37 protein-coding genes are annotated in these 26920 nt (G+C 62.8%); 11 read left to right on the forward strand and 26 right to left on the reverse strand.

Annotation, left to right across the window (positions count from 1 at the left end):
- Positions 1-84: 84 nt before the first annotated feature.
- From QA640_RS09275 to QA640_RS09305, 7 genes are all read right to left on the reverse strand, one after another.
- A complete protein-coding gene (locus QA640_RS09275) occupies positions 85-420 on the reverse strand; it encodes a hypothetical protein (RefSeq protein WP_283040389.1) in 336 nt (111 codons plus the stop codon).
- On the reverse strand, positions 401-652 hold the full coding sequence (locus tag QA640_RS09280; RefSeq protein WP_283040390.1) for a hypothetical protein: 252 nt from the start codon (positions 650-652) through the stop codon (positions 401-403). The genes QA640_RS09275 and QA640_RS09280 overlap by 20 nt, the downstream gene beginning before the upstream one ends.
- Positions 653-773: 121 nt before the next feature.
- A complete protein-coding gene (locus QA640_RS09285; protein WP_283040391.1) occupies positions 774-1223 on the reverse strand; it encodes a helix-turn-helix transcriptional regulator in 450 nt (149 codons plus the stop codon).
- Positions 1180-1584, reverse strand: coding sequence for a helix-turn-helix domain-containing protein (locus QA640_RS09290; RefSeq protein ID WP_283040392.1), 405 nt, complete (start codon positions 1582-1584; stop codon positions 1180-1182). The genes QA640_RS09285 and QA640_RS09290 overlap by 44 nt, the downstream gene beginning before the upstream one ends.
- Complete coding sequence (locus tag QA640_RS09295; protein WP_283040393.1) at positions 1574-2248, reverse strand: hypothetical protein; 675 nt, start codon at positions 2246-2248, stop codon at positions 1574-1576. Before QA640_RS09295 ends, QA640_RS09290 begins: the two co-directional genes overlap by 11 nt.
- Complete coding sequence (locus QA640_RS09300) at positions 2214-2750, reverse strand: hypothetical protein (protein WP_283040394.1); 537 nt, start codon at positions 2748-2750, stop codon at positions 2214-2216. The genes QA640_RS09295 and QA640_RS09300 overlap by 35 nt, the downstream gene beginning before the upstream one ends.
- Before the next feature lie 415 nt (positions 2751-3165).
- Entirely contained in the window at positions 3166-3384 is a 219-nt protein-coding gene (locus QA640_RS09305; protein WP_349253701.1) for a DUF4282 domain-containing protein, read from the reverse strand.
- A 419-nt stretch (positions 3385-3803) separates the two neighbouring features.
- Between QA640_RS09305 and QA640_RS09310 the strand changes: the two genes are divergently transcribed.
- The 3 genes from QA640_RS09310 to QA640_RS09320 all read left to right on the forward strand — a co-directional run bounded on the left by QA640_RS09310 (position 3804) and on the right by QA640_RS09320 (position 5084).
- Positions 3804-4253, forward strand: coding sequence for a MaoC family dehydratase (locus tag QA640_RS09310; protein ID WP_283040396.1), 450 nt, complete (start codon positions 3804-3806; stop codon positions 4251-4253).
- 3 nt (positions 4254-4256) lie between these two features.
- A complete protein-coding gene (locus QA640_RS09315) occupies positions 4257-4730 on the forward strand; it encodes a MaoC family dehydratase (protein ID WP_283040397.1) in 474 nt (157 codons plus the stop codon).
- 207 nt (positions 4731-4937) lie between these two features.
- Complete coding sequence (locus QA640_RS09320; protein ID WP_283040398.1) at positions 4938-5084, forward strand: hypothetical protein; 147 nt, start codon at positions 4938-4940, stop codon at positions 5082-5084.
- Positions 5085-5127: 43 nt separating this feature from the next.
- On the opposite strand, the gene QA640_RS09325 is transcribed toward QA640_RS09320, so the two are convergent.
- The 6 genes from QA640_RS09325 to QA640_RS09350 all read right to left on the reverse strand — a co-directional run bounded on the left by QA640_RS09325 (position 5128) and on the right by QA640_RS09350 (position 8918).
- Positions 5128-5265, reverse strand: a complete 138-nt coding sequence (locus QA640_RS09325) for a hypothetical protein (RefSeq protein ID WP_283040399.1) — start codon at positions 5263-5265, stop codon at positions 5128-5130.
- A gap of 318 nt (positions 5266-5583) precedes the next feature.
- Complete coding sequence (locus QA640_RS09330; RefSeq protein WP_283040400.1) at positions 5584-6000, reverse strand: hypothetical protein; 417 nt, start codon at positions 5998-6000, stop codon at positions 5584-5586.
- 171 nt (positions 6001-6171) lie between these two features.
- Positions 6172-7080 (reverse strand): hypothetical protein, encoded by a 909-nt coding sequence (locus QA640_RS09335; RefSeq protein ID WP_283040401.1) that lies wholly within the window; start codon positions 7078-7080, stop codon positions 6172-6174.
- Between the two features lie 276 nt (positions 7081-7356).
- Entirely contained in the window at positions 7357-7797 is a 441-nt protein-coding gene (locus tag QA640_RS09340; RefSeq protein ID WP_283040402.1) for a nuclear transport factor 2 family protein, read from the reverse strand.
- A 172-nt stretch (positions 7798-7969) separates the two neighbouring features.
- Positions 7970-8236, reverse strand: a complete 267-nt coding sequence (locus QA640_RS09345; protein WP_283040403.1) for a hypothetical protein — start codon at positions 8234-8236, stop codon at positions 7970-7972.
- 229 nt (positions 8237-8465) lie between these two features.
- Positions 8466-8918, reverse strand: coding sequence for a nuclear transport factor 2 family protein (locus QA640_RS09350; protein WP_283040404.1), 453 nt, complete (start codon positions 8916-8918; stop codon positions 8466-8468).
- A gap of 292 nt (positions 8919-9210) precedes the next feature.
- Here QA640_RS09350 and QA640_RS09355 point away from each other — a divergent pair, with 292 nt between their 5' ends.
- Positions 9211-9435: a hypothetical protein gene (locus QA640_RS09355; RefSeq protein ID WP_283040405.1), complete on the forward strand. Its 225-nt coding sequence runs from the start codon at positions 9211-9213 to the stop codon at positions 9433-9435.
- A 61-nt stretch (positions 9436-9496) separates the two neighbouring features.
- Here QA640_RS09355 and QA640_RS09360 read toward each other — a convergent pair whose 3' ends face one another.
- A complete protein-coding gene (locus tag QA640_RS09360; protein ID WP_283040406.1) occupies positions 9497-10198 on the reverse strand; it encodes a hypothetical protein in 702 nt (233 codons plus the stop codon).
- A 227-nt stretch (positions 10199-10425) separates the two neighbouring features.
- Between QA640_RS09360 and QA640_RS09365 the strand changes: the two genes are divergently transcribed.
- Positions 10426-10734, forward strand: a complete 309-nt coding sequence (locus tag QA640_RS09365; protein WP_283042753.1) for an SEC-C metal-binding domain-containing protein — start codon at positions 10426-10428, stop codon at positions 10732-10734.
- A 189-nt stretch (positions 10735-10923) separates the two neighbouring features.
- Here QA640_RS09365 and QA640_RS09370 read toward each other — a convergent pair whose 3' ends face one another.
- The 8 genes from QA640_RS09370 to QA640_RS09405 all read right to left on the reverse strand — a co-directional run bounded on the left by QA640_RS09370 (position 10924) and on the right by QA640_RS09405 (position 18414).
- Complete coding sequence (locus QA640_RS09370; protein WP_283040407.1) at positions 10924-11784, reverse strand: outer membrane beta-barrel protein; 861 nt, start codon at positions 11782-11784, stop codon at positions 10924-10926.
- A 350-nt stretch (positions 11785-12134) separates the two neighbouring features.
- Entirely contained in the window at positions 12135-13160 is a 1026-nt protein-coding gene (locus QA640_RS09375) for a hypothetical protein (RefSeq protein ID WP_283040408.1), read from the reverse strand.
- A gap of 13 nt (positions 13161-13173) precedes the next feature.
- Positions 13174-13335 (reverse strand): hypothetical protein, encoded by a 162-nt coding sequence (locus QA640_RS09380; RefSeq protein ID WP_283040409.1) that lies wholly within the window; start codon positions 13333-13335, stop codon positions 13174-13176.
- A gap of 184 nt (positions 13336-13519) precedes the next feature.
- Positions 13520-13720 (reverse strand): hypothetical protein, encoded by a 201-nt coding sequence (locus QA640_RS09385; protein WP_283040410.1) that lies wholly within the window; start codon positions 13718-13720, stop codon positions 13520-13522.
- A gap of 168 nt (positions 13721-13888) precedes the next feature.
- Positions 13889-16813: an excinuclease ABC subunit UvrB gene (uvrB, locus tag QA640_RS09390; protein WP_283040411.1), complete on the reverse strand. Its 2925-nt coding sequence runs from the start codon at positions 16811-16813 to the stop codon at positions 13889-13891.
- Between the two features lie 87 nt (positions 16814-16900).
- On the reverse strand, positions 16901-17131 hold the full coding sequence (locus tag QA640_RS09395; RefSeq protein WP_283040412.1) for a hypothetical protein: 231 nt from the start codon (positions 17129-17131) through the stop codon (positions 16901-16903).
- Positions 17132-17186: 55 nt separating this feature from the next.
- Positions 17187-17408, reverse strand: a complete 222-nt coding sequence (locus QA640_RS09400) for a hypothetical protein (protein ID WP_254098322.1) — start codon at positions 17406-17408, stop codon at positions 17187-17189.
- A 91-nt stretch (positions 17409-17499) separates the two neighbouring features.
- Positions 17500-18414: a LysR substrate-binding domain-containing protein gene (locus tag QA640_RS09405; protein WP_283040413.1), complete on the reverse strand. Its 915-nt coding sequence runs from the start codon at positions 18412-18414 to the stop codon at positions 17500-17502.
- 302 nt (positions 18415-18716) lie between these two features.
- On the opposite strand from QA640_RS09405, the gene QA640_RS09410 reads away from it, so the two are divergent.
- The 3 genes from QA640_RS09410 (at position 18717) to QA640_RS09420 (ending at position 20584) form a co-directional block, all read left to right on the forward strand.
- Positions 18717-19496 (forward strand): sulfite exporter TauE/SafE family protein, encoded by a 780-nt coding sequence (locus QA640_RS09410; RefSeq protein ID WP_283040414.1) that lies wholly within the window; start codon positions 18717-18719, stop codon positions 19494-19496.
- Positions 19493-19723, forward strand: a complete 231-nt coding sequence (locus tag QA640_RS09415) for a hypothetical protein (RefSeq protein ID WP_283040415.1) — start codon at positions 19493-19495, stop codon at positions 19721-19723. The genes QA640_RS09410 and QA640_RS09415 overlap by 4 nt, the downstream gene beginning before the upstream one ends.
- A gap of 165 nt (positions 19724-19888) precedes the next feature.
- Complete coding sequence (locus tag QA640_RS09420) at positions 19889-20584, forward strand: glutathione S-transferase family protein (protein WP_283040416.1); 696 nt, start codon at positions 19889-19891, stop codon at positions 20582-20584.
- An 18-nt stretch (positions 20585-20602) separates the two neighbouring features.
- Here the strand turns inward: QA640_RS09420 and QA640_RS09425 are convergent, their stop codons facing one another.
- A complete protein-coding gene (locus QA640_RS09425) occupies positions 20603-20809 on the reverse strand; it encodes a cysteine-rich CWC family protein (RefSeq protein ID WP_283040417.1) in 207 nt (68 codons plus the stop codon).
- A 101-nt stretch (positions 20810-20910) separates the two neighbouring features.
- Here QA640_RS09425 and QA640_RS09430 point away from each other — a divergent pair, with 101 nt between their 5' ends.
- The 3 genes from QA640_RS09430 (at position 20911) to QA640_RS09440 (ending at position 24198) form a co-directional block, all read left to right on the forward strand.
- The gene (locus QA640_RS09430) at positions 20911-22515 is read left to right on the forward strand and encodes a DUF1800 family protein (protein ID WP_283040418.1); all 1605 of its coding nucleotides are present in this window, start codon (positions 20911-20913) and stop codon (positions 22513-22515) included.
- Positions 22512-23732: a DUF1501 domain-containing protein gene (locus QA640_RS09435; protein WP_283040419.1), complete on the forward strand. Its 1221-nt coding sequence runs from the start codon at positions 22512-22514 to the stop codon at positions 23730-23732. Before QA640_RS09430 ends, QA640_RS09435 begins: the two co-directional genes overlap by 4 nt.
- Positions 23733-23874: 142 nt before the next feature.
- Positions 23875-24198, forward strand: a complete 324-nt coding sequence (locus QA640_RS09440) for an antibiotic biosynthesis monooxygenase (RefSeq protein ID WP_283040420.1) — start codon at positions 23875-23877, stop codon at positions 24196-24198.
- Positions 24199-24216: 18 nt separating this feature from the next.
- Here the strand turns inward: QA640_RS09440 and QA640_RS09445 are convergent, their stop codons facing one another.
- The 3 genes from QA640_RS09445 to QA640_RS09455 form a co-directional block, all read right to left on the reverse strand.
- Positions 24217-25158, reverse strand: coding sequence for an aldo/keto reductase (locus tag QA640_RS09445; RefSeq protein WP_283040421.1), 942 nt, complete (start codon positions 25156-25158; stop codon positions 24217-24219).
- A 253-nt stretch (positions 25159-25411) separates the two neighbouring features.
- On the reverse strand, positions 25412-25867 hold the full coding sequence (locus QA640_RS09450) for a GNAT family N-acetyltransferase (RefSeq protein WP_283040422.1): 456 nt from the start codon (positions 25865-25867) through the stop codon (positions 25412-25414).
- 230 nt (positions 25868-26097) lie between these two features.
- Positions 26098-26910, reverse strand: coding sequence for a PAS-domain containing protein (locus QA640_RS09455; protein WP_283040423.1), 813 nt, complete (start codon positions 26908-26910; stop codon positions 26098-26100).
- Positions 26911-26920 lie beyond the last annotated feature (10 nt).

Here is a 26920-nt window from a genome sequence, read left to right on the forward strand (position 1 = left end):
ACAGGGGTTGAGCGCGGACAATAGGCAGCCGCTTGATGCGATCGGGGGGCGGAACGGACCAAATGGCCTGATTAAGTTTCGGGTTCATCGAACGCCTCCGCGCGGCAACTTGAGAGGCTTCCAGATCGCCAGCGCCGACCTAATCTGCGCTTGCCGGCGCGGCGACATCAAAACGTAAAGCGTCATCATGACGGCAGCGGCGCGGTGGCCATGGATGTACCACGAGAGCACCACCTTGTTTTTCGGCGTGCCGCTCGGTTTGATTGTCCCGCCGAATAGGGATTGCAACCGCTCTAACGGCCACAGGTCAGCCTGTGAGCCGGTTAGCGCGAGCGACGACGTGAATGAGAAGCTACCCGAACCTTCAAGAAAACCGGCGGCCCACTTCAAGTCGGTCGTTTCAATGTTCGTCTTGTCCATGTGCCTCAACCTCCAAAATCGCATCTTCGATGCAGATGCGTCTTGGCCCGGTCGGCACCGTGGGCCTCAACTGGACGCGCCGGCCGCATTTCCAGCAGCGGTCGAGCACGTTGTCGGGCAGCAGCAAACCTTCCTCTGCTAGATACAGCACGCAAACCACGAAGTCGGCCGTCGCCGCTTCCTTCGCGTTCACCAACTTGATGCGATTGTCGCCGCTATCGCTATCCCTCATTTCCATTTTCCGCCCATCGCGAGCCCCCAAGCCCGCTGAATTGCAATGATAGTGCCCATTCTGTCCCGCCGCATCCTGGGCGGAGCGCAACCGCAATGCTTAAGACAGAATGGGCATGTCGTCACTGCGGGTATTGCTCCGCGAGCGTGCGGGCGAGCGCGATGACGCTGCGCCGCAATTCCGGATTGCTGACCCGCATCATGGCCGCGATGATGTCGTGTCCGTCTTTCGAGGCCGCGAATTCCATCGCTGGCGTGATTTTGACATCGCCTTTCGCCGCGCCGGTAAAGAGCGAAATGTCGCATTCGAGCGCGGTGGCGATTTCACTAAGCCTCGCCACGCTGACGCGGTTGACGCCTTTCTCGTATTTCTGGATTTGCTGGAAGCTGACCCCGAGCCGTTCGCCTAGCTCGCTCTGGCTCAGACCGACCTCCTTGCGGCGCGTGCGGATCATGACGCCCAGCGAGCGATCGGCACTGCCGGCGCTGCGGACTTTCGTTTTGGTGCTTTTAGCCCGTCCCATTGGTTTACTTGCTCCTTCCGGATTTGCCGTGGCCGTCTGCATGGCCATTTCGTTTTTCGGCGCGTTCCTTATTTCTTGCGAGCAAGGCTCGATAAGCCTTTCGCTCCTCGCGCGCCTTCGGGATTTCGCTCGCGTAGTCTGGTCGGTCATCGCGGACTAAATCGTATTTGTAGCCAAGCGCGCCGGCCATCTTAGCGAATGTGGCATGCTGCGGCCGCCGCGTCTTGCCGCCGAACATGTTGCTGACCGTCGATCCGGATAGGCCGGCAAGCACCGCAAGATCGGCCTCCTTGATCCGATCCCTTTGATAGAGCGTCCGGAAGCGATCGATCTCTGGGTCCTTGTCGATGAAATTATAGGATCGGGTCAGCCATAGCGTCCCCGAGTTGTGGCCGATCCTATTGGGCATTCGTCATTTCTCCTTGCGATACACCATTGAGTTTTGTCGCCGGCTTTTTCGCCGCCGGCCTTTTCACCACCTCATATTCGCCCGATCCGGCGGCGCCCGATCGCTTGATGATTTTGGCATTCATCATCTTGTCGAGGATCGGGCTGACCGATACCTCGTTGCGGCCTTGCTCGCGGAATAGCTCGCGCAACTGCGCGGTGGTGAAGGTTTTGCGCCGGGCGATGAATCGCTCGATCTCCTCGCGGTGCGTGCGCTCATGTTTCGGCTCGGCCGCTTTGGGCGGGGGCGCCTCGATCGCGGCGACATCGGCGCGCTGATAATTGCCGCCGTCCAGTTTGCGCACCTTGCCGGCGTCGGCGAGCTTCTTCACCGCATAATAGGCGGATGATGGCGTGCGGTTATCCGCCTTGAAGTGCGCCACCAGATCGGTCAGCGCGAAGGTCGGATTTGCTTCGAGCCATGCCAGGGCGAAAGCTTCCGACGTGATCGGGCGCGTCGGCGCATTGCGATTGAAGGTGACGACATCGGTGATCAGTTCAAACCCGATGTTCTTGAACCCCATCCGCGTAAGCGCGCCGATGACGCGGCCCATATCCTCGTCGGTATCGGTCTCGCAAACGATCCGATACCTATCGCGTGTTGGGGGCGCTGCTTGCTTTGCCATCGTTGCCTTTCTCCGGCTCGCTTATGATCGCCGCCGCTCGACCACCGAGCGCCGTGACGACTTCCCCAAGGGAATGGGTGCGATTGACCGAGACGCCGCTGTCGATCTCGTGCCATTGGCCGGCCGGATCGAAGGGCGGTGCGAACACCGTGATGGCGGCTCGTTCATTGAAGCGGATTAAGGCGGCGACCCCGTCCGCGGCGCGCCGGTAGGGCCAGCGGCGCAAGGCGGGGGCCCCATGGGCCTGCGGATAAGCCGGATCGGCGTTATCATTGACGAGCGAGCGGCAGTGCCAAACGCCGCATTCAATCGGCATCGCCGCCGCGCGCCCTCTTTTGTATTTTTGGAAGTTGCAGAGCGCGCCGGCACTTTTGCTCAAGGAGCCAACCGGCAAAAGTTTACAGCAAAGCTGACAATCCCCGCACGGCTGCATGGGGTTGTGTCCTTTCACATACGCATTTTTATTGGGCGCGCGCCGGGTTGATCCCTGCTGCTGCGCCATGCCGGTTATTCCCGGTTCGTGTCTGGCATTCGTAATACGGAAAATCGCATCGGTTGCAAAGGCAAACGGTGCGCGCGCTTAGCCCCTATGCCGGATAAGTTTTTTCGGAACCTTTTCACTGATCCTGTCGGGGATTTGTGCTTTAGGTATTCGCGCGGACATGCAACCGACGGTGAGAAAATCACGACCGGCGGGGAACACATACGCACCCCCGACCCGCACAACGCGGTCAGTCGGGGGCTTCCCGTCGAAACTTGGCCCGCTCTCCAATGCCGGAGAGCGGGTCCTCTTTGTATCTGGGAGTGAGTCTGTGAGCGCGCGCCGGGCTCAATGGCCGGCCCCGGCTAATCGCATGGCTGACCGTTTACGGCCCGGGTAAATGGTAAGGCCGTCCCATACTGACGTGCCGAATGTTTCAATCTCCGTTCCGATCTCGGATTGAACCGAGATGCTCGTTAATTCGAAAAACGATCAGGACAAATTCGCAGCCGACGCGGGTCACTGTGATCGCGACCACCGGCCCGAAGATACTGAGCAAGATGGATAGGAAGCCAGCAAATGGATTGACCGCCATGATGGCTAGACCTGATACGATGCCGGCAAGCCCGGCCAGCGCCGCAAGTCCGACCATCATCCCGAACAGCGGCCGAACGAGGGTCGGCGTAATGAACCGATCCCATTGGAAAATCTCTCGCCAATTGTGCATCTATTCCCCGCATGGATCATGCCGCCAGCTTGTAGCGGCCCAAGAAAACAAGGTCGCCTTGCTGTTGCGCTTTAGGCTGGATCATTAAGGCCTGCCCGCCTGTACCGATACGGTGGGCCCCCGCTTTCTGTTTCGGTAGAGGCAGAAACGATGAAGCGGTCCCATTGAAACAGGTCGCTGAACGTGAACATTCTCTCTCCCCCAGCAAATCGGACCTGACCCGCGTCGATCCGACTCAAGGCAGGCAAGCCCTGCCGCATCGAATGTAGCACGAGCCATGCGGGCGGGCGGGTTGAGATTGCCGCAAAGTGCGGCCACAATCTGTCATTCCCGTTTGTATCATCAAGATGACCCTGACTTTCGAAGATTTTCCCCCCGGCCGTTTCGGCACGTTTGGCCCACGCCATGTCAGCCGCGACGAGATCTTGGCCTTTGCCGCCGAGTTCGATCCGCAGCCGATGCATCTCGACGAGAAGGCTGCTGGCAAAAGCATGCTCAAGGGCCTGTCCGGCTCGGGCTGGCATCTCTGCTCGCTGATGATGCGGATGATGGCCGACGGCTTCATCACCCGCGCCGCCTCGCTCGGCTCGCCCGGCGTTGACGAGGTGCGTTGGCTCTCTCCTTTAAGGCCCGGCGATGAACTGACCCTCGACGTCGACGTCGTGGAGGCGCGCGCCTCGAAGAGCCGGCCTGAACTCGGCATCGTCAAGTTCAAGTGCACCGCGCGCAATGCGAGAGGCGAGGCGCTCTGCGAGATGACCTCGCCGATCCTGATCAAGCGGCGCGATGGGGCTTGAACGATGCCGTTCTTCGAGGACATATCGATCGGCCTGCGCCGCGAGATCGGCTCCTACACATTCACCGCGGAAGCCATCAAGACATTCGCCGCGAAGTTCGATCCGCAGCGCTTTCATCTCGATGAGGAAGAGGGCAGGAACTCGCTGTTCGGCGGGCTTGCTGCGTCCGGCTGGCATGTCGGCTCCGCCTGCATGAGCCTGCTCGTCGCAGACGGCCAGCGCCTTGCGGAGGAAGCTGCTGCTCGCGGCGAGAAGATCGCGGTGTGGGGTCCGTCGCCGGGCTTTCGCGACCTGCGCTGGATCAAGCCGGTGCTCGCGGGTGATACCGTGAGCTTCGCGAGCGAGATCATCGACAAGCGCATGTCCGCTTCGCGCCCCGGTTGGGGCATCCTGCAGGCTACCACCACCGGCACCAACCAGCGCGGCGAACAGGTGTACGCGATCACCGCGACCGCCTTCGTGCCGATGCGCGGGTGAGGAGTGGTCAAACCAGTTCCAATCTGAACGGCCAAAATGCGCGGCAAGTGTTGCCCGCGCGCTATGGACGGGATCGGCACTGGCTGCCATAAGCCTCGCCATGCGGTTCGTCGCGAAGCATTTCGCGGAACCATTGAATTGCTAACTAATTGTGAACCTGTCGCTGTCTATTTGAACCAACGGGATAGAGGACAGGGAACGAGGACCATGGCAGACCGCAGCGCACTCAAGCTGGTCGGATTCATCTTCGCCACCGCGACAGTCGCAGTGATGCTGATAGCCGGCATGGTGGTGCGGGGCTATGCCGATGGCGGCTATACCCTCGAAGCCTCGACCGTCGCCGCCGATCGCTAACCGTTCCTTAACCCATCACATCGCCGGCGCGAGGCGAGCCGTTTCAGCGGCTGTAGACCAGCGCCAGGATCGCGATCGCAACCGCCAGCAGCCCGATAAAGCGGACCATGATCGTGCCGAACTGCGTCGGCGCGGGACGCAGCGGGATCGGGTCCGTGTTCTCGGGCCGAATGCTTTGCATCTGAAACCGTCCCCTGCCAAGGCCTGCGAATGCGGCCCGCGCTAGGCTTTGGTCGCGGGGAAGACGGAACAAGTTCAAATCATCATCTTGATCTGTCGGCGTGCCACATTCGCCGCCGTCATGCCCGGCTTGACCGGGGGCCTCTGGTACGCCGCGGCTTCTCCGTATCCCATCGCTGTCTCTGGGGTAGTGGATCATCCGCTTTCGCTTTCGCGGGCGATGACGCCTGGCCTTGTGGCGCTCCACGTTGGACGCCTTCCAAATGAAAACCGCCGCGCTCCCTTGGGAACGCGGCGGTCGAAATGTTGCGGACTGCGATCAGCTGTTGCGCAGGCCGTCGGCGGCGCGCTTCCACTGCGCGACGTTGTCGGCAATCATGCGGGTCGACTTCATCGCGGCCTGGCTGAGCTGGGCGTAGCCGGAGATCTCGCGCTGGACGCGCTGGCCTTCGGCATGCAGAAGATCGCGCAGGCTCTCCAGCTCCGAAATCAGGTTCTCGATCTCGGCAAGGGAAGTGCCGGCGACGCGCTGGATCAGCGAGTTGACGTTGGTGACGGTGGCTTCCGCGCTCGAATCGAGTGCGGGCTCGCTGCCCGCAGCCGGGCGGCGCAGATAGGCGATGTCGTTGCGCACGAAGTCGCGGATGCCGGCCTCGACCTCCGTGACCGCGGCAAGGTTGCTGTCGGCGACCTCGGTCTCAGTTGATTCAATCTTTTCCGAACGAATGGCGTTCATCGTTGTTCCCCTGTTCGCGTTGAGCGCAGCGCGAGTGTCCCCCGCACGACGACGTCTGTAAGGCAGGAAGCATCAGGGCGTCCGATTTTGACCGCATATAGGCCGAGATGCGGCAAGGATCGACCATTCGGCGGCTTTGCCGTGGCGGCGCTTGCGGGAAGAGGCGAACCATCACCAGCTCTTCTTGAATCCCGCGGTCAGGCTCTTGTTGGTGGTGCCCTGCGCGGTCTCCCCGACGGAGCCGGAAACGGTAACGTTGTCGAACAATTTTTGCTCGGCGCCGACCTTGCGCAGCCATTTGTCGTCAGTTGTCGACATGGTCTGTCCGGCGACGATGCTCGTGCCGGTCTCGCCGAAGGTGACCTTGGCGGACTGGTCGGTTTCGTAGTTGCGGGTGGTGCGGCCGGCGATGCCGGGGATCGGCGTCGTGCCCTGCTGGTTGACGCTGTAGCCGTTCTGGACCGTCAGCGAATGATCGTCCGACAGCGGCACCGATTTGCTGAGCGAGGCACCGAGCTTGCTGCTCTCGGCGCCGGGATCGACGCGGGCTTCCACCGCGGTCTTGTCCCAGATCGAGCCCGCACCCGGCGCGGTCGCCCTCGCCCAGGCGCTGCCGGAGGATTGCGGCAAGCTGCCGCCATTGGCGGCCTTCTCGGCCAGCAGCTCGGACATCGTGGTGGGCTCGTGCGTCACCGTCATGTCGGCGCCGACCTGGGTGTCCCAGAACGGGGTGACCGATTGCTTGACCGTCACCGCCGATGTGCCGTTGGCGCGCCGCTCGTTCGACCAGTTCGGCTCACCATTGGCCGCCGCCTGCGCGCGCTTCTTCGCCGCCATCAGCTCGTTGAGCGTGGTGGCGTCGATGTTGAGCTGGGTCCAGTCGAGCTTGTCGACGTCGATGTCCTTGAGCACGTCGGGATCGTTGACGTCGGCCGCTTCGTCGGTCTCCTCGGGCGCGGCCGTGGCCTGGTCCGGCTGCATCGGTACGATCTGCGCCGGCGCCTCCGTCACGGACACCAACATGACCACGGCCGCCAGCATCGGCAGCCTGGTCCAGCCAAACCCTGTCGAGAATTCCATTCGTCCTGCCCGCAAGCCCGACGCATGATCGGGAAAACCGTGCGTTGTTTTCCGGTGATGCCATGCGACCAATCATTCCGCGTCCACGATGCGGAGATATCGTCGCAAAATTGTGGCGGCAAGCACTGAACGAAACTCACATCAAAGTGCGAAACCAACGGGCCGCGCGAACGGCGCGCGCCCGACGACAATGTGCGCGCTAAGCGACCCGGCGGGGCTGGTGGCCGGATGTGCGCGCGTCGCCGGGCCCGGGAGAGACGGGACCCGTTGGTGCCCTCACCCCATCCGGCTCATCTTCGGCAGATGAATGGGACGGCCGAGCACCTGCTCGACGAGATCGAAGGTGTCGACCAGCACGCGCATGTTGAGCAGACGGCCGGCCTTGAACTGCGCGAACTGCGCCACCCGCAGTGAGATCGGCTTGTCCGAATCGAGCGCCGTCAGCGAATAGCGCAGCATGGAGGATGCGGAATCCACGCCCAGCATGATGGTCTCGCGGTCGAAGCGGCGGACGCGGAAATTGTCCGCGATCCGGCGGATGACGTCGAGCACGGCGTCCTTGCCCCGTCGGGCGCCGAGGCACGGAAACATGTCGATCGGGCCGTAGATCGCCCAGTCGACGTCCTCGTCGATCAGGGCCTCGATATCCTCGAAATGCCGGTCGTTGATCGCGCGATGCAATGCACGCGAGAAACGCCAGAGGCTGTGCTCTGTCATTTGGGTCGTTCCCGAGACTGGATTGCAAAAAAACGAAAACAACCATGCACCGTCAGCGCCGCAGGGTCGCGGAATTCATTAGTACGCAAACAAATAGGCGTTTTTCGCCCGAACGCAATTCACAATTTCGAAATGCACAAGTGAGCGCGCTTTGTGACATTCACAATAGAATTTACCGGTCCGTCCGGGCGACGGGTTCCCGCTCGACGGCGATCGCGTCGTCGCGCATCGCCAGCAGGCCGAACAGCACGGCGCCGCCGACGCCACCGATCACGGCCCCCAGTGGCATGAAGGTGAAGAACACCAGCATGCCGCTATAGCCCTCGAAATTCGTGGTCTTGAAGATTTCGACCCAGGCGAGCCCGGCCCCGATGCCGAGCGCGGCCCCGCCCAGCGATCCCAGAAACAGCCCCAAAACGGCAAGCAACGCGATTCTCATCGGCCCGGAGTCGGTTAGCCGGCGTCCACAACGCCCCGAGATGGGTCTGGGGAGGGAGGAGGGAGGTTCAATTGCGCCATCTTTGCTTTGCCCCGCCTGCGCGAGAGGCTGGAATTCAAGCGCAGCTTGAATTCCGGGTGAGCGGGAGTCTCCGCGTGTCCATTTGTTGCCGTCCTTGCGGAGACTCGTCCGTCATCCCGACCTTCCCCCGCAAGCGGGGAGAAGGGGCCTACATCGCCTCCACGGGCGCGCCCACGATCAGCGGGCCGATCTCGCGCTCGAGCACCTGCTGCACCAGATCGTAGGAATCGATGATCTCGCGGATCTCCGACACCAGCCCGTCGCGCAGCGAATAGAACACGGCCATGTCGACTTGCACGACGCGCTCGTTGGTCCGCTTTCTGAAGAAGGCGCGCAAATAGGCTGCGACCTGATTGCCTTCGGCGACGACACGTGCCGGATCGTGGCGGATCTCCGAATAGCGCGACCGCACCGCCTGCCAGAGTTTTCGCAGCTCGGCCTTGCCGTGTCGCGGCACCATGTGCGGCAGCACGTCGATCGGCGCGTGGGTGAGGAAGTCGACGTCGTCAGTGCAGCACGCCAGCGCCGCATCGCGATCGCCGCGCGCAAAAGTGTCGAGGAGATGCAGCACGCGCTGCCTGTTCAGACTCTCAACCGTCATGCTCCGCCGCCCTCTTTGGCCCGCGCATCGCAAACGCTATCGCGGCCTGCCCGATCCCGGCAATCCGCAAAACCACCGGGAATTGCAGGGCTTTTGACGCGCCGGCGCAATACCAGGTTCACGACACGCAATTGCAGGTTATGTGATTCCTTCCCTGCGCGGATTCGTGCGCGGGATTCGCCTTTGCGATGGCGCGCCAGACATGGTGTGTGGCGCGCGATGCCTGGTCTTAGGGGAACTCCATCGCCCCTATGCTTGTTGAGGAGGCGACATCGCATCCGGAGACTTCAACATGAAATCCTCGCTTCTCATGCTCGCCGTCGCGCTCTCGCTCGCAGTGCCCTCAGCCGCCAATGCCAAGGGGTGCATCAAGGGCGCCATTGTCGGCGGCGTCGCCGGTCACTATGCCGGCCACCACGGCGCCCTCGGCGCGGCAGCCGGCTGCCTCTATGGCCGGCATCATGCCAAGGAGAAGCAGCAGCAACAGAGCCAGGTGAACGGGCAGGGCAAGCTTTAAAGCGCGATTGATTGGTGGCCCGCCGGGAGCGGCGTGCCACCAATTGTTCGCGAGGGTTGGGTTAGACGACGACGGTCGTCGGCGTCCGCAGCCACGCTTCATGGGTGATTGCCACCATCGACGGCACGTCGATGATGCCGATGCTGCCCCAGGTGAACATCGCATAGCCGGGCTTGGTGCCGTCGATGCCTGACGGCACGGACGTGTCGAGCTGATGCGCCAGCCAGCTGATGGTGCCGTAGCCGCACAGGCTGACGCAGTGGTCCTCGTTGTTGTCCTGCGTGTAGCCGGTGGCGACCCACCCGGTCTTGAAATTGTTCGCGCTGCAGGTGGTCTCGAGCTGGTCGGCGGCGACGCCGATCTTGACCGGCCCGTGAACCAGCGCGCTCTTCAGCACCGCCGGGTTGGTCCAGTCGACCGTAGTGTGCGAGCCGTCGTCATAGGTGTGGTCGCTCTGGCTGAAGCCTTCCTTCTGCATCCACTTCAGCACGCTAATGAGGGTCGCGCCTTCGTAGACGCCGTGGGCCTTTGCCCATGTCTCCACCTCGGCGTCGCTGATGAAGATCTCCGGCTTATGACAGGCCTTGGCAAAGGCCTCTTCGGCGGTCACGCAGTCGCCGTGGACGTCGTTGTGCCAGATCGAAAGTTGTTTGGGGAAGAACAGATGATGGGCCGGGACCTGAGCCAGCGCCACATGCGGCATCGCTGCTGCCAGTTCGTGTCGCGGGCTCGGAATTGCACCACGCTTCACTGCCATTGCCATGTCTATCACTCCTCTAAATAACCACCCCAGCAACTCGTAATTGAAATATGAAAATCGTTAGGTGAAGTAGATCACACCGGCAAGGCGGCAGATCACAGGTTCGCTTCACAAGCCTGTGTGCAATCAAAACGTGCATAACATGAACAAGTCGCGCCCGCCCCGCGCGTCAATTCCCGGGCGCGATGAAACCGCAAGCCTGGAAGGCACAACCACAACCATTCGTTGATATGCGCGACCGGCGCCTCTTTGAACCCGGCCACTCCCATGCTACCGACACGGCCAGCGGCAATCGGGCCGCGTTTCCAACCGATGGAGGGCGTCATGCGCAAGATCAGCGATCTCGAAAACCTCCCCAGCTTTCAGCATCACGCGTAAGCGGCGGAATTCCTTTCCCTTCCGAAACGCACGTCAAGCGAGGCAGGCGCGTCGTCCATGGCGACGTCGAGCTCACCGAAAAGCTCGGCCGCAACGATTTGTGCCCGTGCAACTCCGGACGCAGGTTTCAAGGCCTGCTGCATGCGGTCCGGGGCGTATGACGGGTCGAACCGGGGTTATTATTTTTAGGGAGTAACCGCCGGGCGGCGAACGACCTTCCAACTCAGCATGTCGGAGCTTCGCGAAAACGAAAGCTCCGGCACTGCAAGTTGCTCGATCCAAGTGCCTTTGGGCAACTGCCCTAAGCGGCGCAAAGGCAGGCGCATGGCTTTAAAATATGGATGGAGAACTCAATACTTTGCAACGACGGGGCCACCAAACTGGTACGCCAGTCCTATCATTCCAATGTGCGTATTGAGTTTCAGATTCGTGGCTACCGTTACAACTGAAACACCGGGCGATACGAGCGACAGTGAATTGCTCCACGTTCCGAAGTCCGAGTAACGATACTCAGCTCGAAGCATCCAGTTTGCGAAGATTTTCGCGTCGATGCCGACTCCGGCCGTCCAGCCCGTTCGCGTGGAACTGTTCGTCGCCGTCGCAGCAGCGGGGATTGCAGTTGGTCCGCAAAGCGGATCAGTCAGGCTGGTTTCGCAGGTGATGGAGTTGGAGAACTTCTGGAAGGCAATACCGCCAGTCCCATAGAGCAGCACATTGGGAGTGACCAGATATCCGAGCCGACCCCGCACATTCGCATCCCATTGAGCTCTTACACTCGATACATCGGCTCCCGGTCCCGGGACACCCAAAATGCAAGTGACCGTGCAGCCGGGCGCCCCCACGGTCGTAACGGTTCTGTCAAAATACGCGGCATCGACGACAACGCCTGCAACCCACTGAGGCGCGAACTGATAGTCGTATCCGGCAAAGCCCCCAAAGCGACCGCCTGAGGGGCTAAAGCGTCTCGGCGAACTACCGTCCACCGTTGGGGGAGGAATGACAAAGCCCGGCGCGACAACGCCGATCGACGTCGTCGTCCAATTGGCGTTGGCCTGCTCGCCGCCGAGCGAGGCTCCAACATAAAAGCCTGTCCAAGTCGAAGCGACTGCTTCGGGTGCTTGGTACCGAGGCGCTTTCACCGCCATATCGGCAGCGGATGCGCCCATTGCGCTGGCCGCGAGAACGGACACCGCCAAAGCAAGTTTTTTCATGAAAAGCCCCAAGCATTCGCCGAACGAACCAAAGCTTAAACCGGTTCTTTGCTCTCAGATGTAACGTTCAAGCCACAGTCGAAGCATTTCGGCCGCCGGTTGCGCTCCTTGGAACGCGTCCTCCGACGGACGTCCATCGCCTGACGATCGGTATCATGGTATTGGTAGCCGAGTGAGGGCGACGGGAAAGCTACAGGATGATGCGATTTGCGGCACGTGGTCGAACGGCAAGACCGGGGGTCAGGCTTGAGTGGCTATTCTGGAGCAGCCTAAAAGTCAGTTTCCAGAAAGCGCGGCGGCGCCTCGCATGGAACGATCCCCGACGGCTACTTGAGCGTCATTCGATCACATCAACTGGCCGCTTTTGCAAAAACGCCCCTTGCCTTGCAAAAGACCTGCCTTGCTGCGTGATACCACCACCCCATTCTTTCGAAAACAAATCTGGCTTCTGTTTTCGAAAGGTGAAGTATCTTCTCGTTGACAAAAATTTTGTGCGGACTTCTGGGGGCGCCATTTCTTTCAACAGCAATAACTTCTGCATCATAAGTCAGGCCATGCAATTCTGCGAAGATCATGGCTTCGATGATCAGTAGATCTATGCAATATTTTTTATATTTATCATCGCCACTAAATTTCGTGCTTTGCGGGTGATATTTTCTACTTGCCAACCATGCATAGATCGCTCCTGAATCAAACAGGAAAGCGGCGGCGGCTTCCATGCCGTCCTTATCTTTTACCGCAAGCGTGAAAGCTTTCTGACGACGAACACTGTTCTCGATGAGTGTCTCTGCAACGCTTAGCGGGGCATAGCTCTGCTCGCCATTACTAATAAGATTGCTCTCGTAAAACCTGCAAAAGTCAGACGCCGAGATACTTTCTATTTTTGCTTGTCTTGCTGTTTTTTTATATCTAGCTCTTCCGTCTTTCGAAATGGTTTTCAGTACGTTGTCTCTGGCTTGCGCATACGCATCAACACGCTCATAATTTTGTTTGCTGGGTGGACGGATGTATTTTGGCATTTCGATGCATTCAAACCCAGCTTTGATGAACGCGTCGCGAATGATGCCTGAATCGTTATCCAGAATGAATTGGCAATAACCAATCGATCCAGGAAGCTGCTTTATAATATCGGTAATCGCGCCTCGCTTCTCTTCATCACTTATGTGTTTGTCGAGAAAGACGAATGAGCTGAGGCGTCTCCAGTTATCTGAACTTGTTATCCTCGGAAAAATGCCCATTATGTTTGTTTGGCAATATGGAAAAGCGCATATTAGCTTGCCGGCTTTATTAAATGCTTTGGCTACACGGAGCTTCTTCCCGTACGCGATATCTACGAACCAGGGCTGGGAAAAGATCGATATCTCGTCCAGGTGCACGCCCGCGATCCAATCACACTTGCTCCGATTCTTCGGCGCGAGCATCGCCGTCAAAAGCCTGCCCCTCCAATTTTCGAGCGCGATGCTCAATATCGTCCAGCGTTTGATCGTCCAGTCCATTGGCATGCTCGAACTCGGCCGCCATTTCGCGGACCAGGCCAAGCAGCTCCGTCACGTTCTTGTTCTTCAGATCGTCACGATTAGCCCGCCGAGGCCCCGGTGGTTTGTTCAGAGTATTCGGGAGCAACGCAAAAGTGAGTGCGCAGAAGGATTACCCAAATCGAAAAGCCGCTCCGGACTCCAACATATTCGCCGACTTACACGGCCTAGCTGAGCGCCGCAGCAGTCGACTCGCGTTCTTAAAACCAGTGGAGGGCGCCATGCGCGGGGATCGCGATCTCGAAAACTTTCCCTGCTTTCAGCATCACGCGTAAGCAGCGGAAGTTCTTCGCAAGCGCGGACGGCGCGTCATTCACGGCGACGTCGAGCTGAGCGAAAAGCCCCGTCGCAACGACCTCTGCGCCTGCGGCTCGGAACGCAGGCTTCAAAACCTGCTGCATGAAATCCGGCGCTTGTGACGGCACAAACCCGAACCATTGCTTTCAGGGGGTAGCTGCGTGCGGTGCGGTGATCTCTCTCTCAACGCGTCATTCCGGGGCGCCGCGAAAGCGGCGCGTCCCGGATTCATTGCGCACTTCGTTCCGCAACGGATGCCAGCGCTGCAAACCCTATCTCTTCTTCCACCCGCCCCGTCGCCCAGGCGCCCCACCGGTCGACTTCGGCGCGGGCCCGAACTCCGGGCCAGACTGCCGCGAGTCGGTTGGCAGGATGATCCTGCTAGCTCCGCCGAACGGTTTTGACGGCAGCGCGCGGTTCGCGCGGTAGGGCAGCGACTCCGGGCCGTGCATCTCGTCGAGATGCGGCTTGTGGACCTTTGAGCCGCTGCCGCCGCTGGCCTTCAGCGCGGAGGTCACGGTCTTTTTCTTCATCGCGCTGACCGGCAAGTTGGCGGCGTCGCCGTATTTCCGGGTGCCGGCATAAGCGCCGGCCTTGCCCTGCACGATGCGCTGTTTGGCGGTGGGGTCGTCGACCACCGCGAGTTCGGTGGCGCGCAGGCGCTTGACCTCGTCGCGCAGACGGGCGGCTTCCTCGAAGTTCAAATCGGCGGCGGCTTCGCGCATCCGCGTCTCGAGGTCGGCGAGCACGGCTTCGAAGTTGTGGCCGATCGAGATGACGTCGTCGGTCATGTCGTGGCCACCGACCTCCACCAGCACGTGATCGCGCTCGTAGACGGAGTTGAGGATGTCGCCGATCTGCTTCTTCACGCTCTCCGGCGTGATGCCGTTGGCGCTATTGTACTCGACCTGCTTTTCGCGGCGTCGGTTGGTCTCGGCGATCGCGCGCTCCATCGAGCCGGTCATGCTGTCGGCATAGAGAATCACCTTGCCGTCGACGTTGCGCGCGGCGCGGCCGATGGTCTGGATCAGCGAGGTCTCGCTGCGCAGAAAGCCTTCCTTGTCGGCATCGAGGATCGCGACCAGCGCGCATTCGGGAATGTCGAGGCCCTCGCGCAAGAGGTTGATACCGACCAGCGCGTCGAAGGCACCGAGCCTGAGGTCGCGGATGATTTCGATGCGCTCGATGGTATCGATATCGCTGTGCATGTAGCGCACGCGAATGCCCTGCTCGTGCAGATATTCGGTGAGGTCCTCGGCCATGCGCTTGGTCAGCACCGTGATCAGCGAGCGATAGCCGGCCTGTGCGGTGGCGCGCACCTCGCCGACGAGGTCGTCGACCTGGGTGCGGGCGGGACGGATGTCGACGGGCGGATCAATAAGGCCGGTGGGGCGGATCACCTGCTCGACGAACACGCCGCCGCTCTCGTTGAGCTCCCAGCCGCCGGGCGTCGCTGATACCGCGATGGTCTGCGGCCGCATCATGTCCCATTCTTCGAACCGCAGCGGGCGGTTGTCCATGCAGGAGGGCAGGCGGAAGCCGTATTCGGCGAGCGTTGCCTTGCGGCGGAAGTCGCCACGGAACATCGCGCCGATCTGCGGGATCGTGACATGGCTTTCGTCGGCGAAGATCAGCGCGTTGTCGGGCACGTATTCGAACAGCGTCGGCGGCGGCTCGCCGGGGCGGCGTCCCGTGAGATAGCGCGAATAGTTCTCGATGCCGGCGCAGCTTCCCGTCGCCTCCATCATCTCGAGATCGAAGGTCGTGCGCTGCTCCAGCCGCTGCGCTTCCAGCAGGCGGCCCTGGTCGTGGAGCTGGTCGAGCCGCTGTTTCAATTCGAACTTGATCGACTTGATCGCCTGCACCAGGGTCGGGCGCGGCGTCACATAGTGCGAGTTGGCGTAGATCTTGATGAATTCGAGCTCGTCCTGCTTGTGGCCGGTGAGCGGATCGAACTCCTCGATATTCTCCACAGTGTCGCCGAACAGATTCACGCGCCAGGCGCGGTCCTCATAGTGCGCCGGGAAGATGTCGATCACGTCTCCTCGAACGCGAAATGTGCCGCGGGTGAAATCGGCCTGCGTGCGCTTGTATTGCAGCGCGACGAGGTCGGCGATGAGCTGGCGCTGGTCGATGCGCTCGCCCTTCTTCAGCGCGAAGGTCATGGCGGTATAGGTCTCGACCGAGCCGATACCGTAGATGCAGGAGACCGAAGCGACGATGATGACGTCGTCGCGTTCGAGCAGCGCGCGCGTCGCCGAGTGGCGCATGCGGTCGATCTGCTCGTTGATCGACGAATCCTTCTCGATATAGGTGTCGGTGCGCGGGACGTAGGCTTCCGGCTGGTAATAGTCATAATACGAGACGAAATACTCGACCGCGTTGTCGGGAAAGAAATTCTTGAACTCGCCATAGAGCTGCGCGGCGAGCGTCTTGTTCGGCGCGAGGATCAGGGCAGGGCGCTGCGTCGCCTCGATCACCTTGGCCATCGTGTAGGTCTTGCCCGAGCCGGTGACGCCGAGCAGGACTTGGCTGCGGTCGTTGCGCTCGACGCCTTCGACGAGTTCGGCGATCGCGGTCGGCTGGTCGCCCTTGGGCTGGTATTCCGACTTGATCTCGAAGCGCACGCCGCCTTCGGACTTTTCCGGGCGCGGCGGCCGATGCGGCGTCCACACCCGCATCGAGCCGTCGTCCTTGCGGAACTCCGGCCGGCCCTCGCGGATCAGCGCCTCCAGCGCGTCCGCGGTCGCCTTGACGCCGAGCGCCTCCATCTTGCTGCGTGGTGGGCGGGCGAGAGCTTCGGCATCGTCCTCTTCCGTCGGCAGCCCGAGCTGCCGCGCCAGTTCCGGATCGAGGAACGGCACGGTGGCGGCAGTGCCGTAATTGGCCTGCGGGGCCTCTTCCAGCGCACCAGCCTCCGGGGAGCGGGGCGAGCCACGAGTCGAATCCTGCGGAAAATCCTTCGGCGTCGAGGCCCGCGCGCGATGTGCGGCGGCCTCGCCGCCGGCGCGGCGGTCACGCGAATTGTCTGGTGGCGGCTGCAAGCCGGTGCCTGATCCAAGCCCCGCGTCGCCGCGATTGATCGCGGGATTGAGCAGTTCGGCCAATGCCGGCGCGATCGGCTGCACGTCGGGCCGATGTGCTTTGGATTTCGGGGTTTTGACGGATTTTTCGGGAGGAGCAGGTTTCTTCGCCATCCCCCGAATATGGGACGAGTCCGCCCCTCAGGAAAGGGCGAAGGCCTTCGCTCATAGCGGCCTGCTGACAGCAGGTTGGCAGCAGGCTCACGCGGCCGGCAGCGACCCGTCTCCTTGGACGGCCGCCCGCGGCTTGAGGACGTCGAGATGGATCCCACCGCAATGGGTGCAACGCATGGTCCAGTACTCGCATCCGGCCCGGCCGCCGATCACGCGAAGCACGGCGAGCTCGCCGTCACATTCCGGGCAGCTCGACCGCACCGCGCGTTCACAGGATTGGGCCAGCGGTTGCGTCTCTTCGAACTCGATCTGCGACATGACTTCAATCCTCCTTCTGCCACCGCGCTGTGTCAAAAGATCCTGGTCAGAAATCCTATTCGTCCTGCTCCGTCCGCCGGCGGAAGCGGTCGATATGGTGCTTGGCATCGGCGATCGCGGCTTCCGGGTCGGGCCAGGCGAAGCCGACCTCCATTGCCGGAAACAGCACACCGTCGATGGCGAGCAGGCTCAAGTCGGCGCGCCGGATGCGGGCGTGCCAGAGGCCCTTGCCAGCCTCGAACGATTCGATGTCAAAGCCGTCGTAAAGCGTCGTCATTGCTGGTCCCCAATTTCTCGTTGGAGGGTCAGAAGACCACGTCTCGCCGAAAACGTGTGTGAAGCCGTTCACACGGAGCCGGCCTTTTGCATCAGGCGCGCGCGGCGAGGCGGCCGGTCTTGCGCGGGCGCGCTGCGGGTTCCGCAGCAGCGCGCATGATCCAGCGGCGGAACGCGGCAAAATCGCGCTGTTCGGTCTGGAAGCTGCGATACACCAGATACCAGCGCATGCCCTTGGGCACCGAGAGATCGAACGGCGCTACCAGCCGGCCGGCGGCGAGATCGTCGTCGATATAGGGGCGGATCCCCATGGCGATGCCGAGGCCGTCGACGGCAGCCTGCAAGGCCTGGCCATAGAACTGGAACTCCGGCCCGCGTGCGCTGATGCGTGTGAGGTTTGCCGCCTTGAGCCAGATCGGCCAGTCCTCGGGTGAATGCGCGACGCGGATCAGATTCTGGCCCTTGAGATCGGCCGGCTTCTTCAGCCCGGCGGCTAGGCGGGGTACGCAGACCGGCGTGAGGTCGCCGGCAAACAGCGGCTCGGCAATGAGCCCCGGCCAGTCGCCGGTGCCGAGCTTGATGCCGCAGCTCCAGTCCTCGCCGAACGGCACCGTGGCGCCGCCGGTGGTGAAGCGTACTTCGATATCGGGTTCCTCGCTGCGAAATTCGGAGAGGCGCGGGATCAGCCAGCGCATCGCAAAGGTGTGGCCGATACCGATCGTGAGCACGCGCACGCTGGAGGGCGCCGTCACCTGCGCGGTGAGACTCGCCAGCGCGTCGAAGATCGGCGTCAGCCCGCTCTGATAGGCGCGGCCGGCTTGCGTCAGCACGAGCTTGTTGGCCTTGCGCTCGAACAGTGCGACGCCGAGGCGCTCCTCGAGCAGATGCACCATGCGGCTGACCGCGGCGGCCGAGACGTTCAGTTCGAGGCCGGCGCCGGCAAAGCTGCCGCTCCGCGCCGCCGCCTCGAATGCCTTGATGCCATTGAGAAAGAGCAGCCGCCGCAAATGCCGTACCCTCAGGAAAACTGATGCCAGGCCAAGATAACTCAGTTTGCGCGGATGGGGCAAGCGAGGCAGAAATATCAGCGTAATCCATGCTGATTTGTCGAGAGGCGCTGCGGCCCTTCGCCTCTTCCCGCGTGCGGGGAGAGGCCGGAATTTACGCGAAGCAAATTCAGGGTGAAGGCGAGTCTCCGCGAACTGCTACCGTGATTGTGGACGCAGCGCCTCGGCCCACCCTCTCGCCGCAAGAGCGGCAAGGGAGACGAACAGCCTGCGCCCCTACCTGAGCCACAGGAGATCCTCTCGTGACGCCCACCATGATCGCTGCCCTCGGATTGCTGATGGTCGCCACTGCCTTCCTGTCGGGGCTGTTCGGCATGGCGGGCGGGCTGATCCTGATCGGCGTGCTGCTGGCGCTGATGCCGCTGCCGACCGCGATGGTGCTGCATGCGATCACGCAGATGGCCTCGAACGGCTGGCGCGCGCTGCTCTGGCGCGCGCATATCCGCTGGCGGCCCGTGTTCGTCTACCTGATCGGCTGCGCGGCTGCCCTCGCAGCGTGGTCGCTCACCCGCTACGTGCCGGACAAGCCGGTCGCGCTGCTCCTGCTCGGCGTCACGCCGTTCATGGCGCGGATGATGCCCTCCGGCATCAAGCCGAACCCTGACAGCATCTGGCAAGGCACATTCTACGGCTCAATCTGCATGGGGTTGATGCTGATGACCGGCGTCTCCGGCCCGCTGATGGACACCTTTTTCCTCGGCGGGAGGTTCGGCCGGCGCGAGATCGTGGCGACGAAAGCGACCTGCCAAGTCGCGAGCCATTTCACGAAACTCGTCTATTTCGGCGGCATCGTCGACCAGGCGGCGACGCTCGATCCGGTGCTGGCGGGGATCGCAATCGCGGCCTCGATGCTCGGCACCTCGCTGGCGCGGCGCATCCTGGAGGCGATGAGCGACCAGCAGTATCGCGTCTGGGCGACGCGGCTGATCACCACCATCGCCTGCTACTATCTCGCCTATGGAAGCTGGCTCGTGGTCCGCACACCGGTGATGGCGGCCTTTGACAACGGAGGCGTGCAATGACGGAGAGCGCAGACCCGCTCGTGCTCGATTTCGTCGAATGGATCGCGCGCGAGCCGCGCACCTATGCCGAGGTGATTTCGACCTGGAAGACCTCGTGCCCGCGTCTGACCATCTGGGAAGACGCCGCCGACCGGGGCTATGTCGCCCGGGAGACGCTGCCCGGCATGGGCCTGATCATCGCGGTGACCGAGGATGGCGAGAAGTTCCTGCGCGTCAACGGCCGCTGATCTTCGCCTCTTCCCCAACTAGCTTGCTGCGTGTCCTCCACGTTGTCAGTGCGAGCGAAGCGATCCAGAATGTCTCCCTGGCGGTGCAGTCTGGATTGCTTCATCGCTTGCGCTCCTCGCAACGACGGCTACTCTCTGCGCAAATCACAGCAGCGGGGACCTTCCATGAACCTCAAACTCTTCGAGCTCGTCGGCACCGACGCCGCGCGGCCCTTCAGCCCGTATTGCTGGCGCACGCGCATGGCGCTTGCGCATAAGGGCCTCGCCGCGGACACGCTGCCCTGGCGCTTCACCGAGAAAGCCGCGATTGCACCGCACGGCTCGGAGAAGGTGCCGGTGCTGCTGCACGACGACAAGCCCGTCGTCGACTCCTGGACCATTGCCAACTATCTCGAAGACACCTTTCCCGATCGTCCTTCGCTGTTCGGCGGGGAGGGCGGCCGCGCCATGGCGAAGATACTGAACGGGTGGGGCGACATCGCGATCATCGGCGGCATCTTTCCGCTCATCATCGCCGACATCCCGAAGAACCTGGAGAAGGTCGATGCGGATTATTTCCGCCGGACGCGCGAGGCGCGTTTCGGCAAGCCGCTGGAGGAGATCATGGCGAGCCGCGACAGCGCTGTCGTCGCCTTCCGCAAGTCGCTCGACATCATGCGCCTCACTCTGAAGACGCAAGCCTTTCTCGGCGGCCAGGCGCCGAACTACGCCGACTACATCGTGTTCGGCGGCTTCCAGTGGGCGCGCGTGGTGAGCCCCTTCAAGCTGCTGGATGCGGACGACCCCGTCTACGCCTGGCGCGAAAAGCTGCTCGACGCGTTCGGTGGCATGGCCCGGAAGTCGCCGGGGCATGCGGTGTAGCCATCTGCGACTGCGCCATTACTTCGCCGCTTCCGCCACCGCCTTGCGCAGGCAATCGCGGCACAGGCAATCCTCGCCCTCGACCGGCATCGGCAGCCGCGACGTCTCCTCGGCGCACCAGCAGGCGTCGGACAATCCGCATGAAAACGCTGTGCCGCAGCGGGAACAGACGATTTGACGCAAAGGCGCGGCGGGTGAGGTGAGGATTTCTTTCCGATTTGTCATCATTTGCGCCGCGGCTTCGCCGACATTTTCATACCGGGTTCATCATTGACGGCGGTATAGTAATCGGCGCGCATGCCGCAAGGAAGTGCAAGGACAGAACAATGGCCCGCGATTCGCAAGCCGCGCTCGTTGCGCTCAACCGGTTCGGCCTTGGCGCGCGCGGCGGTGCGTCCGGCGATTTCATGAATGCGGCCTCCGATCCGCGCGGTTTCGTGAAGGCCGAGCTGAGCCGTCCGAACGGCGTACTGCTGGAAGCGCCGGGCCTGCAATCGACACCGCAACTCGGCCAGGCCGTGTTCGAATATCAGGCGCAGGTCAAAGCGGCGCGCGAAGCCGCCGCCAAGGTCGGCACGCCAGGTGAATCGAAACCAGAGGCGAAGCCAGGCGAAGGGCCGCCGCAAGTCCAGGGCGCACCGACGCCAGCCGATCGGAAATCCGGCGCGCGCCGCAACCTGTCGCTCAATGCAGTCGCGATGGACATCGCCGGCGAGAAACCGGAGATGAAGCCGTCTGATGCGGCGGCAAAACCCACTGATGCCATGCAGCCCAGTGCGGCGACCCCACCCGCCGCAAAGCCTGCGCCGCAGCCGCTCAACGTGATCCAGAAGACGTTTCGCGCCGAGGCGTTGGCGCGGCTGCAACGCGCCACGCTCGCCGATTGCGGCTTCACCGAGCGCCTTGTTGCGTTCTGGTCCAACCATTTCTGCATCTCCGCAGCCAAGGGCGAGTTGGCGCGGATCTGGGCCGGCTCTTTCGAGCGCGAGGCGATCCGGCCCCACGTGCTCGGCCGTTTCGCCGACATACTGAAGGCTGTCGAGCAGCATCCGGCGATGCTGTTCTTCCTCGACAACCAGCAATCGCTCGGACCGGATTCGCGAGCAGGCCAGAACCGCAAGCGCGGGCTCAACGAAAATCTCGCGCGTGAGATCATGGAGCTGCATACGCTCGGCGTAAACGGCGGTTACACGCAGGAGGACGTCACCTCGCTCGCGCGCATCATCACGGGGTGGACCTTTGCCGGCCGGCAGGGCCGGCTGGGCGAGCCCGGCAATTTCGTCTTCAACGCCAACGCCCATCAGCCGGGACCGCAGGTGCTGCTCGGCAAGACTTATGACGCGGCGGGGCTCGCGCAGGGCGAAGCGGCGCTTGCCGACATCGCGCGCCATCCCTCGACCGCGAACTTCATCGCGACCAAGTTCGTCCGTCACTTCGTCGCCGACGATCCGCCGCCCGCGCTGGTGGCGCGTTTGCGCGACGTATTCACGAGGACCGACGGCGACCTCAAGGCGCTGGCGACCGCGCTCGTCGATTCCAACGAGGCCTGGACAGCGCCGCTGACCAAGATGCGCAGCCCTTACGAGTTCCTGGTCGCGAGCGGCAGGCTGCTCGCGCGCGTGCCGGAAGATCCCGGACAATATCTGGGCAGCCTCAATCTGCTCGGGCAGCCGCTGTGGTCGCCGGCCGGGCCGAACGGATTCCCCGACACCAACGCCGCGTGGGCCGCGCCCGAGGGCATGAAGCTGAGACTCGACATCGCCGTCCAGATCGGCTCGCGGCTCGGCAACAACATCGACCCGCTCGATCTGCTGGAATTCGCAGCGGCGGATGCGGCCTCGACCGAGACGCGGCGGACCATCGAGCGCGCGGAATCGCGCCAGCAGGCACTGGCATTGCTCCTGATGTCACCGGAACTCCAGAGGAGATGACGATGGATTGCGCCGAGAACCGGCTCCTCGCCTCGCGCCGCGCGCTGCTGCTCGGCGGCGCCTCCTTCGCCGCATGGGCGTATTTGCCGAAATTCGCGCGCGCGACTGACGGTCGCGATCCGCGTCTGATCGTGGTTATCCTGCGCGGCGCGCTCGACGGCCTTGCGACCGTCGCACCGGTCGGTGATCCCGATTATGCCGGTCTGCACGGCTCGATCGCGCTGACGCGCGACGGCGAGCACCCTGCGCTCATGCTGGACTCGTTCTTCGCGCTGCATCCGTCGATGCCGGAATTTGGGCGCATGTATCGCGACAAGCACGCCGCAGTGATTCACGCGGTGTCGACGCCCTATCGCGACCGCTCACATTTCGACGGCCAGGACGTGCTCGAAAGCGGCTATGCGGGTCCCGGCCGCGTGCAGTCGGGCTGGCTCAATCGCGCACTGGAAGCGCTGCCGCGCGGCGAGCGTGTCTCCAGCGGGCTCGCGGTCGGTCCGACCACGCCGCTGGTGCTACGCGGCACCGCGCCGACCGTCGGCTGGGCGCCGGTCGCGCTACCGCAGGCCGATGACGACACCGCTATGCGGCTCGTCGATCTCTATCGTCACCGCGACCCAGCGCTTGCGTCCGTGCTGTCGCAAGGCTTGCAGCTCGAGAAGGCGGCAAGCGGTGACGACATGAAGCCGAAGCCGGGTAACGCAGTCGCGCAGATGCGGCTGGTCGCGAAGGGCGCCGCAAAACTGATGGCTGCCGACGACGGACCGCGCATCGCCGCACTCGCCTTCGACGGCTGGGACACGCATGCCAATGAAGGCGGTCCGGTCGGGCGGCTCGCCTTCCTGCTCGGCGGTCTCGACGGCGCGCTCGCGGAATTCGAAAGCGGTTTAGGAGATCGCTGGCGCGACACCGCCGTTCTGGTCGCAACCGAATTCGGCCGCACCGCCCGCATCAACGGCACCGACGGCACCGACCACGGCACCGGCACCATCGCGTTGCTCGCCGGCGGCGCCGTGAAAGGCGGCCGGGTCATCTCCGACTGGCCGGGATTGAAGCTCGCTAGCCTCTACGAAGGTCGCGATCTCAAGCCGACGACCGACCTGCGGGCCGTGATCAAAGGCGTGCTGCAAGACCAGTTTGGTTTGTCGGATCGCGTGCTGGCTGAGACGGTGTTCCCGGACAGCGCCAGCGCAAAGCCGATGAAGGGGCTCGTCGCATAACCAAGCACAGCCGTCATGCCTGGGCGCGCGTCAGCATGAGCCCGGAATCCATCTCTCCGCGGAAAAATGGATTCCGGGTCTGCGCCCTGCGGCGCATCCCGGAATGACGAGATAATCTGCAGAGCATCAGGAGACCAACTTCATGTACATCGCCATGAATCGCTTCCGCGTCGCCAAGGGGTCGGAGGGTGCCTTCGAGCAGGTGTGGCTGTCGCGCGACACGCATCTGGACAAGGTGCCGGGCTTCATCGAGTTTCATCTGCTGAGGGGGCCGGAGGCCGAGGACCATACGCTCTATGCTTCGCATACCGTCTGGGCGAACTACGCGGCGTTCGAGGCCTGGACCAAGTCGGAGGCGTTTCGCGCGGCGCATCACCGGGCCGGCGAGAACAAGCCGCTCTATCTCGGCCATCCCCAGTTCGAAGGCTTCGAGGTGATGCAGACCGTGGGACGCGGCGCGAAATAGCGCGCCGCGCTGCAAGCGTCAGCCTTTGCTGATCCCGTCGATCTCAGCGAGCTCGTCCGTGCTGAGCTTCCAGGCGATCGCCTTGGCGTTTTCCTCGACCTGCTCGACGCGGGTGGCGCCTGCGATCACGCTCGCAACCTGCGGGCGCGCGGCGAGCCAGGAGAAGGCAAGCTCGACCATGGTATGGCCGCGCATCTTGGCAAAGGCCTGGAGTTTCTCGACGATATCCTCGTTACGCGGAGTGACGTAGCGATCGCGAAGCGCCGGCGCCTTGGCAAAGCGCGTGTCTGCGGGCGCCGCCGCGCCGCGCTGGTACTTGCCCGTCAGAAGACCGCTCGCGAGCGGGAAGAATGGCAGGAGCCCGAGCTTGTACTCCTGCGCGGCGGGCAGCAGGTCCTTCTCGATGTCACGCACCACGAGGCTGTATTCATCCTGGCAGGAGATGAAGCGGCTGACGTTCGTCGCTCGCGCGGTGAATTCGGCTTCGGCAATGCGCCAGGCCGGGAAGTTCGAGTTGCCGATGTAGCGGACCTTGCCTTGGCGCACGAGATCGTCGAGCGCGCGCAGAGTCTCCTCCAGCGGCGTCAGCGGGTCGTAATCGTGCTGCTGGTAGAGGTCGATATAGTCGGTCTTCAGCCGCTTCAGGCTCGCCTCGACTGCGCGCATGATGTAGCGGCGCGAGGCGCCCTGCTTGGTGCCGTCGCTCGCCATGGGCTTGGAGAACTTGGTCGCGAGCACGATGTCCTTGCGGCGGTCGCCGAGCACTGTGCCCAAGACCGTTTCCGAGCCGCCCATGCCGGCATAGATGTCGGCCGTGTCGAACAGCGTGATGCCGAGATCGAGCGCGCGGTGGATCACCTTGCGCGAGGTCTCGAGATCGGTGCGTTGGCCGAAATTATTGCAGCCGATGCCGACGGCGGAGACGCGCAGGCCGGAGGCACCGAGATTGCGGATTTCCATGGGAGGTCCTGTCAGAGGAGCGTGGGGGCGACATCCCATTCTGACGGCCGTGCGCTCGACCGGCAAGGCGACGGCCGCGATGCTGCCATGCGTACAAAAAAATGCGGCCCCGGTCAGACGCGGCGACTGACGGGGACCGCTTGGGCGCTTGATCGGTGACGGGGGCCTGATCAGACGCAAGCGCGAGCCTAATCCTGCAATGTTACGTACCGGTGACAGCCGCGCTTATCCACAGGGTTGCAAGCCGCGGAGCTCAGAAGATCTTGCGGTAGACGATGAAGCCGGAGCGCTCCGCCACCTTGTCGTAGAGGCGCTGCGCGGTGAGGTTGGTCTCGTGCGTCTGCCAATAGACCCGGGGCGAGCCCGCGGCCTTCGCCCGCTCGTACACGGCGTAGATCAGCGCCGAGGCGACGCCCTGGCCGCGCGCGGCCTCCGCCGTGAACAGGTCCTGGAGATAGCAGGACGGCTCGATCGCGGTCGTCGAGCGGTGAAACAGATAGTGCGTCAGGCCGAGCAGCCGGCCGTCCTTGTCGGCGACGAGCGCATGCACCGGCTCATAGGCATCGAAGAAGCGCGCCCACGTCATGCGCGTGATCTCGGGCGCAAGCGCGGTCGCACCCGAACGGCCGTAGAACGCGTTGTAGCCGTCCCACAGCGGCAGCCATTGATCGTAGTCCTGTCGGGTGGCGGCGCGAATGATGAGGGACATACCGAAATTCCGCGATCAAGGGATGCAGGGCGAGGCGCCAGGCGAGCCTCATTCATACGGGATGATCGCGGCGCTGATCAATCGCACTATCCTTACTGTGTCACCCTCATGGTGAGGAGCGCGAAGCGCGTCTCGAACCATGAGGCCCCGCCTGTGGCCCACATCCTTCGAGACGCTTGCTTCGCAAGCTCCTCAGGATGAGGAGTTAGCGCGTTTATGACGCAGTAAGGCTATTCGGCAACGCGCAAATTGCGGATCAGCTTGCGGCCGGTAGGATCGCGCAGCGAGCGATAGTAATCGGCGCGCGAGGGCGCGTCGCTGTGACGGACGAGATCGGTCACCGGCGTGTAGCTCAGCATGCGTCCGCCGTTAGGCAGCGCGGTACAGACGAAGCGCAGCACCTCGCCATTGCTGAGTTTGATGTTGATCGGCGTGGCGTCGCCGATCCTGACCATCTCCATGCGTGCGGCGATGAAGGCGCTCAGTTCATCCTCCGGCAATTCGAACGCACCGGTGTCGCGGCCGTGATACATCAGCGCGACGAAAGGCGGCCGGCTCTCGGCCTTCTCGTCGGGTAGCGAGAAATAGTCGCGGAAGGCGCGATTGATGAACTCGGCGCGCGTTTCGGCGTCGAGCAGCACGATGCCGATATCGACCCGGTCGAGCGCCGCCGACAGACGCTCCGCCGTGGCGTAATGCGGGCGCTCCAGCGCAAAGGCATCGAGCAGGCGCTCACGCATCAGCCCGGTGATCCCTGCAGTGGCCGCCGCCGTGATCGCCAGCAGGCCGAGCCGGACGAGGTCGATCGTGGCGTAGCCGGGAACGGCCTTGTGATTGAGGAAGAACAGCGCTGTACCCATCACCGCAACAGCCGCACTGGCCATGGCGGAGGAGAAGCCGGAGAGCGAGCCGGCGAAGGCAACGATGCAGACGAACAGCGGTACGGGTGAGGGGACGGGAAGATAGCGATCGAGCAGAAGCGCCAGCAGCGCGGTCGCTGCCGTGAGCGCCGGACCGGATAACGTACGGCATCCGAACCGCATGGCCTGTCTC

It is taken from the genome of Bradyrhizobium sp. CB82, from assembly GCF_029714405.1.
Classification (GTDB): Bacteria; Pseudomonadota; Alphaproteobacteria; order Rhizobiales; family Xanthobacteraceae; genus Bradyrhizobium.